We start from the raw sequence: 15,145 nt of genomic DNA on the forward strand, positions 1-15,145 counted from the left end.
AGCCGTGTGATGGCACGCATACTTTTCTAGGAAAGGGTGGGGTTGGCGGGAGCTAAGCCGCCGGCCCCTTTTCTTTGGGACTATGGCAAAATCGCAAACCCGTTACGTGTGTCAGCAATGTGGCCGCACCTCCCCACGCCCACTGGGGCGTTGCCCTCAATGTGGCGCGTGGGATAGCATGGTGGAGGAAGTAGTAGCAGCACCGAGTGTGGCAATGTCTCCTTCCACCTCTTTGCGCGGGTTAACGGGTCGCTCACGTCCGGTGCGCCTGGAGGAGATCTCGGGGGAGGTGGAGGATCGCTTGGTACTTCCCATGCCCGAATTTGCGCGAGTTTTGGGTGGTGGAATTGTGCGCGGGTCGGTTGTTCTCCTGGGGGGTGACCCGGGAATTGGAAAATCTACGCTGCTGCTGCAAATGGTGCTGGAAATGGTCCAGCGGGGCTATCTTAATGCCACTACTGGTCCGGCGCTTTATGTCTCAGGCGAGGAGTCTGAGCGTCAGATTAAGATGCGTGCTCAACGCTTGCTGCGTCAGATGGATCGAAAAGGGCACCAAAGGGATGAAGGGGAACATTTCCCAGAGCATCTCTTCCTGGTCACCGAAACTAATCTGGAGGTAGTGCTTGATCACATCGCAGAGATTAAACCGGGCCTGGTAATTGTTGACTCGATTCAAACCATGTATTTGCCCTCTCTACAATCCAGCGCCGGTTCGGTGACCCAGGTGCGCGAATGTGCCTCACGTTTGCGTGAACTGGCTAAGGCCTCGGGAATGACCATTTTTATGATCGGCCACGTGACGAAGGAAGGCATGATCGCCGGACCAAGGGTCTTGGAGCACATTGTGGATACGGTCCTGTATCTGGAGGGAGATCGTTTCCAGGCTGTACGGTTGCTGCGCTCGGTTAAAAATCGCTTTGGGGCCACTTCGGAAGTCGGCGTGTTTGAGATGCGCGAAACCGGCATGATCGAGGTCCCCAACCCTTCAGAAGTTTTCCTGGCTGAGCGGATGGTCAACGCACCCGGTTCGGCGATTGCCGTTACCATGGAAGGCACGCGTCCTTTATTGGTGGAGATTCAGGGATTGACCAGCCCCTCGAATCTGGGTAATCCACGGCGTACACCCAATGGCCTGGATGTAAATCGGTTGTTGCTGATCGTTGCAGTGCTTACCCGCCGACTCGGGTTGCGTTTGAGCGACCAGGATGTGTTTGTCAATGTTGTAGGGGGCTTGCGAATTGCGGAGCCGGCTGCTGATCTGGCAATTGCCACAGCCATTGCTTCTTCTTATCGCGATGTGCCCATTCGAGCAGATACTGTGCTGATTGGCGAAATTGGGCTTTCTGGCGAATTGCGGTGGGTAGCCCAGATGAATGCCCGCCTTCGCGAGGCAGCCAAGTTGGGTTTTAAGACGGCGATCGTGCCCCGACGATTGCGCCGTTTTGAAGCCTGGCCTGAGGGCATTGAGGTGCTCGAGGCGCGTTCGGTTCGTGAGGCATTACGTTTGGCGCTCCTGGAATCGACATCCAAATCTTCCGGTCATGAGTGAGGTGAATTTATGGGTTTGAAACGCTGGCAACTGGCTTTAATCCACGCTGCTGTGGCAATTACCCTGGTACCGATCAACAGTACTCTGAACCGGGTCATGATTAAAGAACTGGGAATCTCCGCCACTCTGGTAGCGATCATGGCATCGCTTCCCTACTTGTTTTCTCCAGTGCAGGTAGCAATTGGAGCCTATAGTGATCGTCATCCCATAGGGGGATTACGGCGCACTCCCTACATCCTGGCGGGGTTGCTCCTGTGTGTGAGTGGATTGGCCATTGCGCCAATGGTGGTTTTTATTCTGCCTGAAAATCTCCTTCTGGGACTTTTATTGACCATGCTTACTTTTGGGGCTTGGGGGATGGGCTACAATCTCGCGGCGGTGTCTTATCTTTCGCTGGCAACGGAACTTTCGGGGGAAAAGGGTCGCACCCGAACCGTTGCTGTGATGTGGTTCGTGATGATTATCGGAATCATATTGACAGCAGCGGGGTTGAGCCGTTTATTGGAATTCTACTCCCCTGAAGCATTGCAGCGCGCTTTTAACCTGGTAGCCGCGGTGGCTTTGGGCTTAGGCCTTTTGGGCATGGTGGGTCTGGAACCACGCCTGAGTACCTCCCCGGCCAAAATGGGAGAGGGGGCACACGTTTCATGGGGCGATCAGTTACGTTTGATCTGGCGTAATCCGCAAGCACGTCTTTTCTTTGTCTATCTCAGCGCGCTTTTGATTGCCATTTTGGGGCAAGATATTTTGCTGGAGCCTTATGCGGCCGAGGCGTTTATGCTATCAGTGGCGGCGACTACTCGCATTACATCTATTTGGGGGGCATGCTTTCTGTTAGCCCTCGTGGCTGCGGCGGTATTGGAGCCCCGTCTGGGGAAAAGGCGGGTTGCTTGGGCAGGTGCTGTAATCGCACTCTTGGGGTTTGGCTTGATCCTTGGAGCTGGCATGATCTCGGCGGTCAACGTTTTCTACGTCGGTGTCATTTTACTGGGATTGGGGAGCGGTTTGGCTACAGTTTCAAACCTCTCTTTGATGCTAGATATGACCACGCAGCAAGTTGGGCTCTATATGGGGGCCTGGGGCATGGCCAGCGCGCTTGCCCGCATCCTGGGTTCGGTGCTGGGAGGAGCGGTGCGGGATGTGATTACGGTGGTGAGTCAGAACGCTTTGCTGGGCTATGGAGTAGTGTTTGGCCTCCAAACGGCGCTTTTGGGGGTCTCGCTCATACTCCTGAGGCGCATTGACGTGCAGACTTTCCGGGAGACCTCCCAGCGCCTTTCTCTGGATGCCCGGGCGGCCATCCTTCAAGATGTTGATGCTGGATAATATGGAGAGGAATTCTTATGCAAAACTCAATTGCTGAAATAATCGGGCCACAAGGGTGGTTGCGTACCCGGCGCAATCATGCGCTTGAACATGCCACTATTCAGGTGCTTTCTGAGCGTCACCCTGAGTTGCGAATGGCGGGCAATTCCAACGCACGCGGGTTTTGGATCATTGGAAATGTTGATATTGAAACATTCCAGGCAGGGCTCTCGGAGGCTTTGCAGCGCCTGCGAGCAGGAGAACATGACCTGGCCATTCATCCCAATTGTGGGACCAATTACGCTTCAATGGGATTGTTGGCGGGCCTGGCAGCCTGGATCGCCATGCTGGGCACCCGAGGAAACTGGCGTCAGCGCCTGGAACGTTTGCCGTTGGTCACCTTTCTGGTAACGCTCGTATTGATCCTGGCGGCTCCTCTGGGGCCTTGGCTACAACGCAATCTCACTACGGACGCCAACATAGGTGACCTGCAAATCGAGCAAGTGGATTGCTTTGAGCGAAATGGTTTTATGGTTTATCATGTGAGGACTCGCTAGATAAACTTTGACCCGGGAAGGTTTTCCAGATGTCGGAAGCCGCTGAGCCTTTGGTTTATCTCCTTTATGGTGAGGACGTGCCAGGAATGCAGTCCTTCCTGGATGCGCTGGCTCATCGGCTGCTGGGAGAACAGGGGGCCAAGGACTTTAATTTTGTCAGGTTGGATGCCCAGAAAGAGGACGAGGAGCGCCTATACGCTGAATGCATGACTCTGCCTTTTTGGGGAGAGCGGCGCCTGGTTGTTTATGCCAATCCACTGGTGCGTCTGCGTTCGACTCAGGCTCAAAAGCGTTTCATCCAATTGCTGGAAGGTCTGCCAGTGACGACTTGTTTGGTGCTTTGGGTTGAAGACCATTGGATCCCTACCGGTCGCGATAAGGGCTGGGCGCTCATGCGAGGCACGGGTAAGTGGTTATTCGATTGGGTGACCCGGGCAGGGCATCGAGGGGTGGAAAAGGCGTTCCCATTCCCGCCTTTAAACCAGATGCCCGGATGGATTCTGCAGCAAGCACGTGCGTTAGGAGGCACATTCACGCCTGAGGCTGCCAACACCCTGGCTTCTCTGGTTGGAAATGATACCTATCAGGCCCATCAGGAAATCCTAAAACTGCTCACATATGTGGATTATCGCCGACCGGTTTCAGGAGATGATGTGCTGTTGCTAACAGCCCCGGTAGGGCATGCTAATGTCTTTGATATGACCGGAGCGGTAGTACAGGGGGATGCAAAGCGAGCGCTGCGCCATTTGGAGGTCTTGTTGGAGGAGCAGGATCCCGTCAATTTACTGGCCTTGATCGTGCGAGAGTTTCGCTTGCTCCTCCTGGCACGCGAATTGCTTGAGGCGGGAGAGAGCGAGGTCCAGGCGATTGGCGAACATTTGAAAGTACAGGACTTCGTGGCGCGGCGGCTGGTGGACACGGCACGTCATTATCCTCTGCCTCAGTTGGAGGCAACCTATCAGCAATTATTTGAAACCGACCTGGCTATTAAAAGTGGCTTGCTGGAACCTCGGCTGGCCCTGGAGCAACTGGTTGTAAACCTGGTGGGGTTACGGAAGGCGGGGCCCCAACCTATGAGAGGATGACGAAGTGGAATCTCAACAGCCCGTTTATCGAATTCGCGATCTGGAAAGCGGGGACCGCCCACGTGAACGCCTGGCTCATCTGGGGGCTGAAGCGCTAAGTACCGCGGAACTTCTGGCCATTTTACTGAGGGTGGGCATACCTGGTGAGAATGCGGTCCAGTTGGGGACGCGTCTCTTGAAAACCTTTGGGGGGTTGAGCGGTTTGCATCGCGCTTCCTTTCATGAGTTGCAGGCACAACGGGGGGTGGGAGTGGCGAAAGCCGCTCAAATCAAGGCGGCGATTGAACTCGGTCGGCGGATGGTGGCGGCATCTCCTGAGGAACGTCCAGCCATTCACAGCCCGGCAGATGCCGCAGCGCTGGTGCTTTATGAGATGTCAGCGCTTTCTCAGGAACATTTGTGGGTCATCCTGACAGATACACGCAACCGTGTTATGCACATCGAGAAGATGTACCGAGGCTCGTTAAATGCCTCCACGGTGCGGGTGGGTGAAGTTTTCCGCGCTGCCATCCAGCGTAATGCGGCGGCGATTCTGGTGGTCCACAACCATCCCAGCGGCGATCCGACTCCCAGCCCGGAAGATATTACGCTGACGCGAGCCTTGATCCAGGCAGGCCGCCTTTTAGATATTGAGGTGCTTGATCATCTGGTCATCGGCCAGGGGCGCTTCGTTTCGCTTAAGGAGCGGGGATTAGCCTTTTCCTGATCCTCACCCTCGGGTTTGGCTGGATCATGGGAAGGGCTCCAATGCGATATAAAGGCGCTTATTAATCTTTCCCTTACTCTTGTAGTCTGTTACCCGAATCCTCCCGACCTCGGCAGTATTGCGCACATGGGTGCCTCCATCGGCTTGCAGGTCGAGCCCGACAATCTCAACGGTACGGATGTGGGTAATTTCTGGGGGCAACAGGTTGATCTTGGTGCGGATTAGGTCCGGAATCTGAAGGGCTTCTTCGCGTGGCAGGATGGCCGTGCGGACGGGGCGGGCTGCTTGAACCTCACGGTTGATGCTTTCCTCGATGACGGCTACAAGATCTTTGGTGAGGGACTCGAATTCGAAATCCATGCGACCCTGGAGGGGTTCCATGTCACCCCCGGTAACCAGAGCGCCGTAGTCGCGGAAGACCACACCGCATAGAATATGAAGAGCAGTGTGAGTGCGCATGAGGGCGTAGCGGCGCTCCCAATCAATTTCTCCACGTACGAGTGTGCCGGGAGCGGGGAGAGGTATCTCGGTTGGCAAGTGATGCCAAAGCCCTTCCGGGGTTTTGTGCACGCGAAGAACGGGGTAACGGCCGGAATTGAAAGAGAGCCAGCCGGTATCGGCGGGCTGTCCGCCTCCACCGGGATAGAAAGCGCTACGGTCCAGCAACAGGGTATGGGTTTCAGGGTCAACCGTTTGTACCGTGGTTTCGAATTCGCGCAGGTATGCATCCTCGAGATAAAGCAGCTCGGTGGTCATGGAACACCTCCTAAAGCGGATGGATTGAGGGTCGCAAGTCTGGTTGACAAAATGCCGTGCTCATAGTATTATTTGGGGCGCACTGGCGAGGTAGCTCAACGGAAGAGCAGCGGACTCATAAGCCGTTGGTTGTGGGTTCGAATCCCACCCTCGCCACTGAGTGTTTAATGGGGGATGTTGACTAATAAGAGATATGCGCATCTTAGTGTATAAGATCTTGCCTCCATCAGGAAGACATCTAACCCATTTGGGTATCCAGCAAAAAAACACACGATTTACAAGGGCCTTGCTCAAGCGGTTGTCCGCATAGCGATTGCCGGGCAACCTGAAATGAACTCTGGCTAACTACATTCCGTTTTCCAGCAGAATCCGGCAGTCTAGAGCCACGGCCCCTCCACCCTTGGGACGCACCAAAAGGGGGTTGATTTCCGCTTCCTGGATCTCTGGGAAATCTAACGCGAGGTGGCTCAGGCGTAGGATTGCGTCAAGGATGGCCTCCAGGTCAGCGGTGGGCTGATTGCGAAAACCACTGAGCAGCCGGCCTGCGCGGGTTTCGAAGATCATTTCCAGCGCATCGTCGTGGGTCAGGGGGGCCACCCGGAATGCAACATCGCGGAATAGTTCAACATAAATACCCCCCAAACCGAACATCATTACTGGTCCAAAGTTGGGGTCACGTCGCATTCCGATAATCACCTCGTGTCCTGCGGGGGCCATGGCTTCAATTAGCACCCCTTCCAGATCAGCATGAGGGAGCAGGCTTTGCAGACGGGTCATCATCTCGGAAAAAGCCTCACGCACCTCGCCAGGGCTTTTCAGGTTTAGGCGAATTCCTCCCACGTCGGATTTGTGCAGGATTTGAGGTGAAACGACCTTCATGACCACTGGAAAACCCAGCCTTTCTGCGGCTTCGACGGCTTCCTCAGCGTTGCGGGCAAGGGCTCCAGGGATCAGGGACACGCCGTAAGCATCCAGCACAAGGCGACTTTCGGCTTCACCCAGCACCCGGCGTGAAGCGAATTGGCTCAAAATGGCTGCAACTTTTTCGGGCTGACAGCCCTCTGGACGGGTGGGCTCAACCCAAGTGCGCTGATGCCATTTTGCATATCTTTGCATGGCTCCCAGCACATAACCCGCGGACTCGGGGAAGGTGTACATAGGAATGCCGGCCCGGCGAAGGATCTCCCTGGCCTGGCCAACACTGTGTTCGCCCATGAAACAAGTGAGTACGGGTTTGGCGGCTGATTGGGCCACCTGTGCAATTTGCCGGGCAACTTCTGCCGGATCGACCAGGGCTTGAGGAACGAGAATCGTGAGGGTGGCATCAACATTGGGGTCTTGAAGTGCTTGGTTCAGGGCAAACGCGTAGTCATGGGGTTCTGCGCCCCCTAACATATCAATTGGGTTGTCAACCTGGGCAGCGGGGTTAAGGTGGGTACGCAATGCCTGACGGGTGTCTTCCACCAGGGTTGCCAGTTTTAGTCCATGAGATGCCAGGCTGTCAGAAGCAAGCGCGGCAGGGCCCCCGGCGTTGGTGACAATGGCTATACGGGGACCTTGAGGGAGGGGCTGGGTATCCAGTGCCGTGGCAATCTCGAACAATTCCGCGACCGTATTCGCCTCAATGACGCCACTCTGAATGAATGCCGCGCGGTAGGCTTCGTTAGCCCCTGCCAGCGAGCCCGTGTGTGAGGAGACCGCCCGTGCCCCTGCCTCAGTGCGTCCGGCTTTGAGCAGGATAATGGGCTTTTGGCGAGTTACCTCCCGTGCAATGCGCAAGAATCGCTGTCCATCCCGTATGGATTCGACGTAAGCCGCGATTACGCGGGTGTCAGGGTCTGTGGCCAGGTACTCAATGACGTCGGTTTCTGTGATGTCGGCTTCGTTTCCCAGGCTGGCGAATGCGGCAAAACCAACCCCTTTGTTACGTAGGTAATCAATGACCCCGCCTCCAACAGCGCCGGATTGAGACACAAAACTGATGCCTCCCCTGGCTGGCACTCCCTGGATGAAGGTTGTATTTAGACCAGTATAAAGATTAAGTGTTCCCACGCAGTTGGGGCCGATCAGACGCATGTGATGCTTGCGGGCAATCTCCAGGCAGATTTTTTCCAAGGCGGCGCCTTCAGGACCCACTTCTTTGAAGCCCCCAGAGATGATAATGGCAGCGTGAACACCTCTTTCACCACAGGCTTCCAGGGCTTCGGGTACGGCGGGTGCCGGGATGATGATCACAGCCAGGTCCACTGGATCGGGTACCTGGCGAATATCTGGGTAGCAGGTTAATCCGAGAATGCTTTTAGCTTTGGGATTCACCGGGTAAACCGCCCCCTGATAGCCGTAGGAAATCATGTTCTTCAAGATCCCGTGGCTCAATTTTGAGGGGTTATCAGAAGCACCAATGAGGGCTACGCCTGCGGGAGCAAAAAAAGGGCGCAAATCAGAGCGCATGTATAGACCTCCAGCCGAACGCGGTTTTGCAGGGCTGGACTTATTGTACATGAGGATGGGAATGGTGTCCAAAGGCTGGTTGGGAAGTGGATTGGGCATGTCTGTGTTAGAATTGCGGGGCGATGGCAGAGCCGTTGATCCGTATTAGCAATCTGCATTTTCAATATCAAACCCCGGACGGGAAGGCATTACCCGCACTGCGTGGGATTAATCTGGAAATTGAGTCGGGTGACTACGTGGCACTGGTGGGAGCCAACGGCTCGGGGAAGTCAACCCTGGTGCGGCACCTGAATGCCCTTTTGCTCCCAGATCGCGGAGATGTTTGGGTGGATGGATTGAATACGCGCGAGGTGACCGCTCACCCGCTTATTCGCCAGCGCGTTGGCATGGTCTTCCAGTTTCCAGAAGATCAGATTGTCGCCAGCGTGGTTGAAGATGATGTGGCGTTTGGGCTGGAGAACCTGGGGTTGTCGAGTGAGGAAATTCGCCAACGCGTGGCAGAGATGCTTCAAACGTTAGGCTTATGGGAGCATCGCTTACGCCCACCCCATTTGCTTTCGGCCGGTCAAATCCAGCGCTTGGCCCTGGCAGGGGTTTTGGTCCTGCGCCCGCGTTGTCTGATTCTGGATGAGGCGACCACCATGCTCGACCCCCAAGGGCGCCTGAGACTGCTGGCGCTGGTGGAAGCCCTCAATCGCGAGGGGATGACGCTTATCCATGTGACCCACCACATGGAAGAGGCCGTGCGAGCCAGACGGGTGATTGTGTTGCACCAGGGTGAGGTGGCCCTGGATGGCTCACCCGCAGAGGTGTTTGCAGATGCCGATCGAATACGGGCACTGGGATTGGAAGTCCCCCCCGCTCTGCAATTGGCTCAGCAGTTGCATGGGGTCTTTGCGGGATTCCCGGCATTGCCCTTGCACCCAGAGGAGCTTCTGGCAGGAGTTCCGCGCTATCCGCACACTCACCCAGCACACTCGGAAGTGCTGAATGATCACAGGCAACCCTCTCCTGCGCTGGTCATCGAAGTGCGGGATCTGGCTCACACCTACCTGCAAGGAACTCCCCTGGCTCACATTGCCTTGCAAGATGTCCATTTACAGGTTGGTGAGGGACAAGCCGTGGCCCTTGTAGGTGCGACGGGTTCGGGCAAATCCACCTTGCTCCAGCACTTAAATGGTCTCTTGCTGCCTCAACGAGGGCGGGTGCGGGTGGGGCCGTATCATCTGGATGCCCTCCAAGATGTGCGTCTGGTGCGAAGGTATGCCGGGTTGTTGATGCAGAACCCCGAGATGCAGTTCTTTGAGACTTATGTGGGAGATGAGGTGGCTTTTGCACCTCGCTTGATGGGAGTGAAAGATCTGCGTGAACGGGTGCGCTGGGCATTGGAGATGGTGGGGTTGGATTTTGAAGCCTATAAAGACCGTTTGCTGTTTACCCTGAGCGGGGGAGAGCGTCGCAAAGTTGCTCTGGCCTCCGTGCTGGCAATGCAGCCAAAGGTGCTCTTGTTGGATGAGCCCACGGCTGGATTAGATCCGGCTTCGCGTCGGGAACTGTTGCTGAACTTGCAGCAATTCAAGGCACGTGGCACGACGCTTGTGATTGCAACCCACCATTTGGATGATTTGCTTCCTCTCATTGACGGAATTGAGGTGCTTTTCAAGGGTACGGTTCAGGTTGAAGGAACACCAGAGCGCATTTTTGCCGAAGGCCTCTCTCTTGAATCCTCTGGTTTAGTCACTCCCCTGCTTTATCGGGTCGTACAGAGGCTTCAGCAACGGGGTTGGCCGGTGCCATGGGTTAACGATGAAAGGCAGCTCGTCCATGCTGTGGCAGCCGCTTTGAGAATGGGGTATGAGCGAATCGTTTGAGTATCTCCGTCTCATTTCATTAGGTCAATATCTACCGCTAGACTCCATCATCCATCGCCGAGAGGCGCGGGTCAAGGTGGTCGCTCTACTGAGTATTCTTATGGCGGCGGTTTTCAGCACACATCTTCCTGGCCTTGTTCTCGCACTCATCGCAGCGCTTGTTGTTTTACGGCTGGCCCGCATTGGTTGGGGATATGCACTGCGTGGGCTGTTACCGTCACTTCCTTTTATTCTCCTTTTGATGGGAATTCAAATGATATGGGTCTCCTACCGAGAGGCGGGGGCTTGGGAAATGCACTGGGGATGGTTGCGTCTGAACCAAAGCGGGGTGATCGCAGGGGGCCTCTTGGGAGTTCGCTTCGTGGTCTTATTGCTTTGGTTAATGCTGGGCTCCTATTGCATATCAAGCACAGAAATGGTACGAGCCCTGCGCCAGTTGCTAAGACCACTGAGATGTGTAGGTATTTCCTCTCGTGATGTGGCAATGGCGGTGCAGGTGGCTTTGCGGTTCATCCCTTACCTTGCACTGATGCTGGAGCGCATTGCCAAGGCTCAAGCCTCGCGCGGAGCCGTGTGGGGGACCCGCACAGGCGGGCTGGCGGCGCGGGTGCGCCAATTACTGCCCCTCCTGATCCCTCTGTTTTTGCTTACCCTGCGAAAGGCCGAAACGCTGGCCTTGGCCATAGAGGCCAGGGGCTACAGCAACCCGGCATCTGAGGACAGCCTTAAGTGCCCTCCGTGGACCTCTGCGGATAGAGGATTTCTGGGGATTGCCCTGGGTCTGGCGGTGGCAATTTTACTTTTATAGCCGTGCCCCTTGAGCGCGAATTGGCAGGCGGCGGTAGGCAGCCACAATAGCCAGGGTGAGCAGGGCGGAGGCGATGGCTTCAGGAATTCCGTTGAAAGCGACAATGGGCAACATAGCCGCCCAGGGAAGGAGCCCCAGCAGCCCAATAGCGCCCAATACCAGGAAGGTGTTGGTGAGGCTGCCCGCGGCTCCTGCGGTGATCAGGGCCAGCCAAGGCCAGCGTTGCAAAGCGCGCCAGACAGCCCAGGCTACCGGCCCTATGAATAGGCGTGGGATGACGGAGATCAGAGGATTGGTAAACCAGACATCCGTTTGACCGGTAGGCGGAATGGCCGCCTGGATCATGCTAAAAGCGCCAAAAATCAAGCCGATTCCCACTCCAACCCCCGGACCTTCAAGCACCGCACCAATGACCGCCGGGACGTGCATGATGGTCAGTGAGACGCCGGTGAACCAGGGGATGAATCCCAGGCGGGTTAATCCCAGAAACACAGCAATGGCACCCAGTACACCAGTGATCACAACCTTGCGGACACGTTCTTGAGGCATTTGCTCTTCTCTCCTTTTAGTTGGCTGTCGCTATTTTACCAAACCCATACAGAGGGCAAAGGTTACTTGAATTCCTCGTCTGGAGTGAAAGCCATACATTTCACAATTTGCTAAAATGAATCCACTCCGCTTTTTTACATTTCGGGCGAGGTGATTTTATGCCTTCTACCCAACCCCGTTGGTATGATTACATTCGCTATAATCTGTACTGGTTTGCACTGACCACCCGTGGGCAGACCATTTCTCCTATCATCGTTCCCCTCCTGGTCCAGCAGTTTGTGGGGGAGGCCGCCAAGGGTTCCTATTTGGGCACCATTCGCCTTTGGGCTTTAATGGTCGCCTTGTTAGTTCAAGCGCTAATGGGCATGCTCTCGGATCGGTGTACACATCCGTGGGGGCGCCGGCGCCCATTTATCCTGTTAGGTACTTTGGGGGAAGTTATTGCCTTCACCCTAATTGGCCTGGCAGCGGGGCTGCAGGGGTTGGAGGGCTTTTGGGTACTTTTAGGGCTTTATATTTTCTCCATGTTCAGTTCTAATGTTGCTCATGCGGCCACGCAAGGGCTGATCCCCGACCTGGTTCCTGAGCCGTTGCGCGGTCGTTTTTCGGGAGTTAAGGCGTTCTTGGAGTTGCCCTTGCCGCTCATTTTTGTCTCGTTCGTTGTAGCACGCTGGATAGGAGCAGGACATCTTTGGGCGGGTATTGGGGCAGTGATTGGGGTATTGTTGGTCTGTGCAGCGGTAACCATGACCATCCCGGAGCAGCGGTTAGCGGCGCAACCCTTTCCATTGGATTGGCAGCCCTTTTTGCGCCTGACCATGATGACAGCCTTGTTCACGGTAATCATTCTCACCGGAGGGGCGGTGATCCGTTGGGGGGTGGCTTCCACTGCATCGTTGGGGCCAAGTATGCGGGGCTGGCTGGTTGGCACGCTTGCGTTGGCAATTATGGCGGTAGTCGTTGTCGCAGGCGTACTGGGAAGTCTCCGCATCGGTTTGGGTAAGGATTGGCAACTAGCGCCGGGCTTCCCGTGGTGGGTGGTGAACCGGCTGGCTTATCTGGTCGGTTCCACCAATCTGGCTACCTTTCTCATTTACTATTTGCAGGAGCGTTTTGCGGAGTTCCAGGGGGAACGCGCAGCGGCACCAGCGGCCAGTATTGTGATGATGGTGGGCATTTTCGTTTTGTTGACCACCTTGCCCGGCGGTTGGCTGAGCGATCGGCTGGGTAAACGCCCTATCCTGGTACTGGCGGGTGGCCTGGCGGCTCTGGGAACTCTGCTGGTTGTTCTGGCTCCCAACCTGGCGCTTTTGCGGGTGGCGGGGGCGGTTCTGGGGGCTGCCACGGGGCTTTTTTACGCCGCGAACTGGGCACTGGGTACAGAGATTGTGCCTTCCGATCAGGCGGGACGTTTTTTGGGGCTTTCCAACCTTGCTGGGGCGGGTGCGGGGGCGGTTGGCGCCTATATTGGTGGGCCACTGGCTGATGCGGTGGGCTATACCCCTCTGATGGCCATCTTTGGGGTCCTGTTCCTCTTTTCAATCCTGGCTTTGACGGGTATTCGCCGTCCGCAAACCTCATCTGCAAGCTGAGAGGTGCAACCTTTTATGAGCCAGCGCATCCAAATTAACAGAGACAAATTCATGTTAGTTTGGAGGTGAGCCATGCGTGTGAATGAGGCCGGTTGGGATCGTGTTTTACGGGTCGTTTTAGGCATAGTGCTTCTGGTGCTGGGATGGGGTGGCATTGTTAGTGGTGGTTGGGGTACTGTTTTCAAGATCCTCGGTTTTGTGCCATTGCTGACTGGTTTGGTGGGGTGGTGTCCTCTCTATGCACTCCTAAAGGTGCGTACCAACAAGGCTTAGTCTTTCACGGTCGTGTTGGGAGGACTTGCTATGATGGGTTTTAGGCAAGTCCTCCCAATTTTCGATGGCCTCTTATTGGTTGAGGAAAATGATCCATGAATCTTGAACAATGGCAGGAAATGCTACGTCGGGCTTCGCGGCCGTTTATAGTGGAGTTTTGGGCGCCTTGGTGTGGGCCTTGCCGGGTCATGGCACCGCTCTTAGAGCGCGTTGCTCACAAATTTGAGGAGCGGATTGATCTGGTGCGGATTAATGCTGATGATTCGCCCGAGGTGGTGCAGGCGCTGGGAATTCTTGGCATCCCGACCCTGATTGGTTTTGATGGTACGCGGGAAGTCTTTCGACGCATGGGAATGCAATCGGAGTCTACATTAGAGCGGTTATTCGAGGCTTTGGCAGATGGAAAATCTTCAGCGGTATCCTCGCCAAGTCTGATGGAGCGGCTATTACGCCTGGTAAGTGGAACCGTTATATTGGCGCTCGGCTGGAGCAATGGTCCTGCTGTGGTGTTAATGCTGCTGGGGGCTGCCTTGATATTTAGCGCCGTTTATGATCGTTGCCCTCTTTACAACGCTCTGGCTTTGCGAGTTAAGTCCTGGCTGCAATCCGGGTAGTTCATAGGGTGCGCCCTTTTAAAAAGGCCCGGTTTTTTTTGTGCCGGGCTTTTTTGATATTAAAGCGAATTTTTATCAAATATATCACATAATATGATAAAATAAGGGCGCGTGCGTCGCTCTCTGGATGGGCAAAGCCAACCGAAGCAGCCGCAAAAATCCCAGTTATGTGAGGTGTTTGCATCATGTTTGCTGCTTTTTTGCTGGCATTGCGAGAGGGCCTGGAAGCGGCCCTGATCATTGGCATCCTTTTAGGAGCCCTTGAAAAGTTCCAGTTACAGTCTCTCAAGCGCTTTGTTTGGTTGGGGGGTGTTGCTGCTGTGGGTGCCAGTGTTCTGGTGGGGTGGGGGTTGAATGTCTTGGGAATGGAGTTTGAAGGCACGGCTGAAGCCGCCTTCGAGGGGATCATGATGATCCTGGCCGCCGGGTTACTCACCTGGATGATTTTCTGGCTGCGTCGGCAAGGTGCAACCATTCGTCAGGCATTGGAACATGAGGTGCGAGTTGAAACCCAGCGCCGGGGTGCATGGGGGCTTTTCCTGGTGGCGTTTACAGCCATTGGGCGTGAGGGGATTGAACTGGCGATTTTCCTCCTGGCTACCCGTTTTGCGGCAGGCGCCTTACCCACCTGGGGGGGAGCCTTGTTAGGACTGGTGGTTGCAGCCTTTTTGGGATGGATCGTATTTGCCACGACTTATCGTCTTGACATTAAGCGTTTCTTTCAGGTCAGTAATCTCTTGCTGCTTCTGTTTGCGGCGGGCCTGGTCGCTCATGGGGTGCATGAGTTTAATGAAATCGGCTGGATCCCGGCGTTGGTAGATCCCCTCTGGGATATTAATCATTGGCTTCCTGAGAACACTTTTCTAGGTCAGGTGCTGACTGCTTTGTTCGGTTACAATGCCAATCCCTCATTGACGGAGGTATTGGCTTATCTGGCCTATCTGGTGGGCATTGGTTTTTTGTTGTTACCCAAGCCCTCCTGGCACGTAGCACGTGCCTAGGTCTGGTTTCCCTCTACGCTACCGATTT

The 15,145-nt window shown here is 55.3% G+C and carries 14 protein-coding genes and 1 tRNA gene; 12 read left to right on the forward strand and 3 right to left on the reverse strand.

Translation table 11 applies throughout. From position 1 onward, the window contains the following. The first annotated feature begins 82 nt into the window (after window positions 1-82). Genes radA through radC form a run of 5 tightly spaced genes read left to right on the forward strand, consistent with a single transcriptional unit; the run spans window position 83 to window position 5,202 of the window. Entirely contained in the window at window positions 83-1,549 is a 1,467-nt protein-coding gene (gene radA, locus SE15_RS03565; RefSeq protein WP_054520720.1) for a DNA repair protein RadA, read from the forward strand. 9 nt (window positions 1,550-1,558) lie between these two features. Then, window positions 1,559-2,875: a BCD family MFS transporter gene (locus SE15_RS03570; RefSeq protein WP_054520721.1), complete on the forward strand. Its 1,317-nt coding sequence runs from the start codon at window positions 1,559-1,561 to the stop codon at window positions 2,873-2,875. A 17-nt stretch (window positions 2,876-2,892) separates the two neighbouring features. Beyond that, window positions 2,893-3,411 (forward strand): DUF6391 domain-containing protein, encoded by a 519-nt coding sequence (locus tag SE15_RS03575; protein WP_054520722.1) that lies wholly within the window; start codon window positions 2,893-2,895, stop codon window positions 3,409-3,411. A 29-nt stretch (window positions 3,412-3,440) separates the two neighbouring features. Next, entirely contained in the window at window positions 3,441-4,496 is a 1,056-nt protein-coding gene (holA, locus tag SE15_RS03580) for a DNA polymerase III subunit delta (protein WP_054520723.1), read from the forward strand. Between the two features lie 4 nt (window positions 4,497-4,500). Beyond that, a complete protein-coding gene (radC, locus tag SE15_RS03585; protein ID WP_152965521.1) occupies window positions 4,501-5,202 on the forward strand; it encodes a RadC family protein in 702 nt (233 codons plus the stop codon). 24 nt (window positions 5,203-5,226) lie between these two features. Here the strand turns inward: radC and SE15_RS03590 are convergent, their stop codons facing one another. Continuing rightward, window positions 5,227-5,958, reverse strand: a complete 732-nt coding sequence (locus SE15_RS03590; RefSeq protein ID WP_054520724.1) for an alanyl-tRNA editing protein — start codon at window positions 5,956-5,958, stop codon at window positions 5,227-5,229. 84 nt (window positions 5,959-6,042) lie between these two features. Between SE15_RS03590 and SE15_RS03595 the strand changes: the two genes are divergently transcribed. Then, a tRNA-Met gene (locus tag SE15_RS03595) sits at window positions 6,043-6,114 on the forward strand. Window positions 6,115-6,303: 189 nt separating this feature from the next. Here the strand turns inward: SE15_RS03595 and SE15_RS03600 are convergent. After that, window positions 6,304-8,409 carry an acetate--CoA ligase family protein gene (locus tag SE15_RS03600; RefSeq protein ID WP_054520725.1) on the reverse strand — a complete coding sequence of 702 codons (2,106 nt, stop codon included), beginning with the start codon at window positions 8,407-8,409 and terminating at the stop codon, window positions 6,304-6,306. A 122-nt stretch (window positions 8,410-8,531) separates the two neighbouring features. Here SE15_RS03600 and SE15_RS03605 point away from each other — a divergent pair, with 122 nt between their 5' ends. Together SE15_RS03605 and SE15_RS03610 are read left to right on the forward strand one after the other, a co-directional pair. Beyond that, complete coding sequence (locus tag SE15_RS03605; RefSeq protein WP_054520726.1) at window positions 8,532-10,280, forward strand: energy-coupling factor transporter ATPase; 1,749 nt, start codon at window positions 8,532-8,534, stop codon at window positions 10,278-10,280. Then, window positions 10,264-11,088 (forward strand): energy-coupling factor transporter transmembrane component T family protein, encoded by an 825-nt coding sequence (locus SE15_RS03610; protein ID WP_054520727.1) that lies wholly within the window; start codon window positions 10,264-10,266, stop codon window positions 11,086-11,088. The genes SE15_RS03605 and SE15_RS03610 overlap by 17 nt, the downstream gene beginning before the upstream one ends. On the opposite strand, the gene SE15_RS03615 is transcribed toward SE15_RS03610, so the two are convergent. After that, window positions 11,083-11,637 (reverse strand): ECF transporter S component, encoded by a 555-nt coding sequence (locus SE15_RS03615; protein WP_054520728.1) that lies wholly within the window; start codon window positions 11,635-11,637, stop codon window positions 11,083-11,085. The two genes, SE15_RS03610 and SE15_RS03615, sit on opposite strands and share 6 nt — an antisense overlap. A gap of 158 nt (window positions 11,638-11,795) precedes the next feature. On the opposite strand from SE15_RS03615, the gene SE15_RS03620 reads away from it, so the two are divergent. From SE15_RS03620 to SE15_RS03640, 4 genes are all read left to right on the forward strand, one after another. Beyond that, a complete protein-coding gene (locus tag SE15_RS03620) occupies window positions 11,796-13,229 on the forward strand; it encodes an MFS transporter (RefSeq protein WP_054520729.1) in 1,434 nt (477 codons plus the stop codon). Window positions 13,230-13,301: 72 nt separating this feature from the next. Continuing rightward, entirely contained in the window at window positions 13,302-13,502 is a 201-nt protein-coding gene (locus tag SE15_RS03625) for a YgaP family membrane protein (protein ID WP_054520730.1), read from the forward strand. A gap of 95 nt (window positions 13,503-13,597) precedes the next feature. After that, entirely contained in the window at window positions 13,598-14,116 is a 519-nt protein-coding gene (locus SE15_RS03630) for a thioredoxin domain-containing protein (protein ID WP_054520731.1), read from the forward strand. 185 nt (window positions 14,117-14,301) lie between these two features. Continuing rightward, window positions 14,302-15,117 carry an FTR1 family iron permease gene (locus SE15_RS03640; RefSeq protein ID WP_054520733.1) on the forward strand — a complete coding sequence of 272 codons (816 nt, stop codon included), beginning with the start codon at window positions 14,302-14,304 and terminating at the stop codon, window positions 15,115-15,117. The last annotated feature ends 28 nt before the right edge of the window (window positions 15,118-15,145 follow it).

Source organism: Thermanaerothrix daxensis (genome assembly GCF_001306145.1).
Classification (GTDB): domain Bacteria; phylum Chloroflexota; class Anaerolineae; order Anaerolineales; family Anaerolineaceae; genus Thermanaerothrix; species Thermanaerothrix daxensis.

Bases quoted from the DNA above. Each gene is read 5' to 3' on its own strand.
- SE15_RS03590 (WP_054520724.1), bottom strand. From the start codon at position 5,958: ATGACCACCGAGCTGCTTTATCTCGAGGATGCATACCTGCGCGAATTC.
- SE15_RS03570 (WP_054520721.1), top strand. From the start codon at position 1,559: ATGGGTTTGAAACGCTGGCAACTGGCTTTAATCCACGCTGCTGTGGCA.
- radA (WP_054520720.1), top strand. From the start codon at position 83: ATGGCAAAATCGCAAACCCGTTACGTGTGTCAGCAATGTGGCCGCACC.
- SE15_RS03615 (WP_054520728.1), bottom strand. From the start codon at position 11,637: ATGCCTCAAGAACGTGTCCGCAAGGTTGTGATCACTGGTGTACTGGGT.
- SE15_RS03575 (WP_054520722.1), top strand. From the start codon at position 2,893: ATGCAAAACTCAATTGCTGAAATAATCGGGCCACAAGGGTGGTTGCGT.
- SE15_RS03600 (WP_054520725.1), bottom strand. From the start codon at position 8,409: ATGCGCTCTGATTTGCGCCCTTTTTTTGCTCCCGCAGGCGTAGCCCTC.
- SE15_RS03640 (WP_054520733.1), top strand. From the start codon at position 14,302: ATGTTTGCTGCTTTTTTGCTGGCATTGCGAGAGGGCCTGGAAGCGGCC.
- holA (WP_054520723.1), top strand. From the start codon at position 3,441: ATGTCGGAAGCCGCTGAGCCTTTGGTTTATCTCCTTTATGGTGAGGAC.
- SE15_RS03605 (WP_054520726.1), top strand. From the start codon at position 8,532: ATGGCAGAGCCGTTGATCCGTATTAGCAATCTGCATTTTCAATATCAA.
- SE15_RS03625 (WP_054520730.1), top strand. From the start codon at position 13,302: ATGCGTGTGAATGAGGCCGGTTGGGATCGTGTTTTACGGGTCGTTTTA.
- SE15_RS03610 (WP_054520727.1), top strand. From the start codon at position 10,264: ATGAGCGAATCGTTTGAGTATCTCCGTCTCATTTCATTAGGTCAATAT.
- SE15_RS03630 (WP_054520731.1), top strand. From the start codon at position 13,598: ATGAATCTTGAACAATGGCAGGAAATGCTACGTCGGGCTTCGCGGCCG.
- SE15_RS03620 (WP_054520729.1), top strand. From the start codon at position 11,796: ATGCCTTCTACCCAACCCCGTTGGTATGATTACATTCGCTATAATCTG.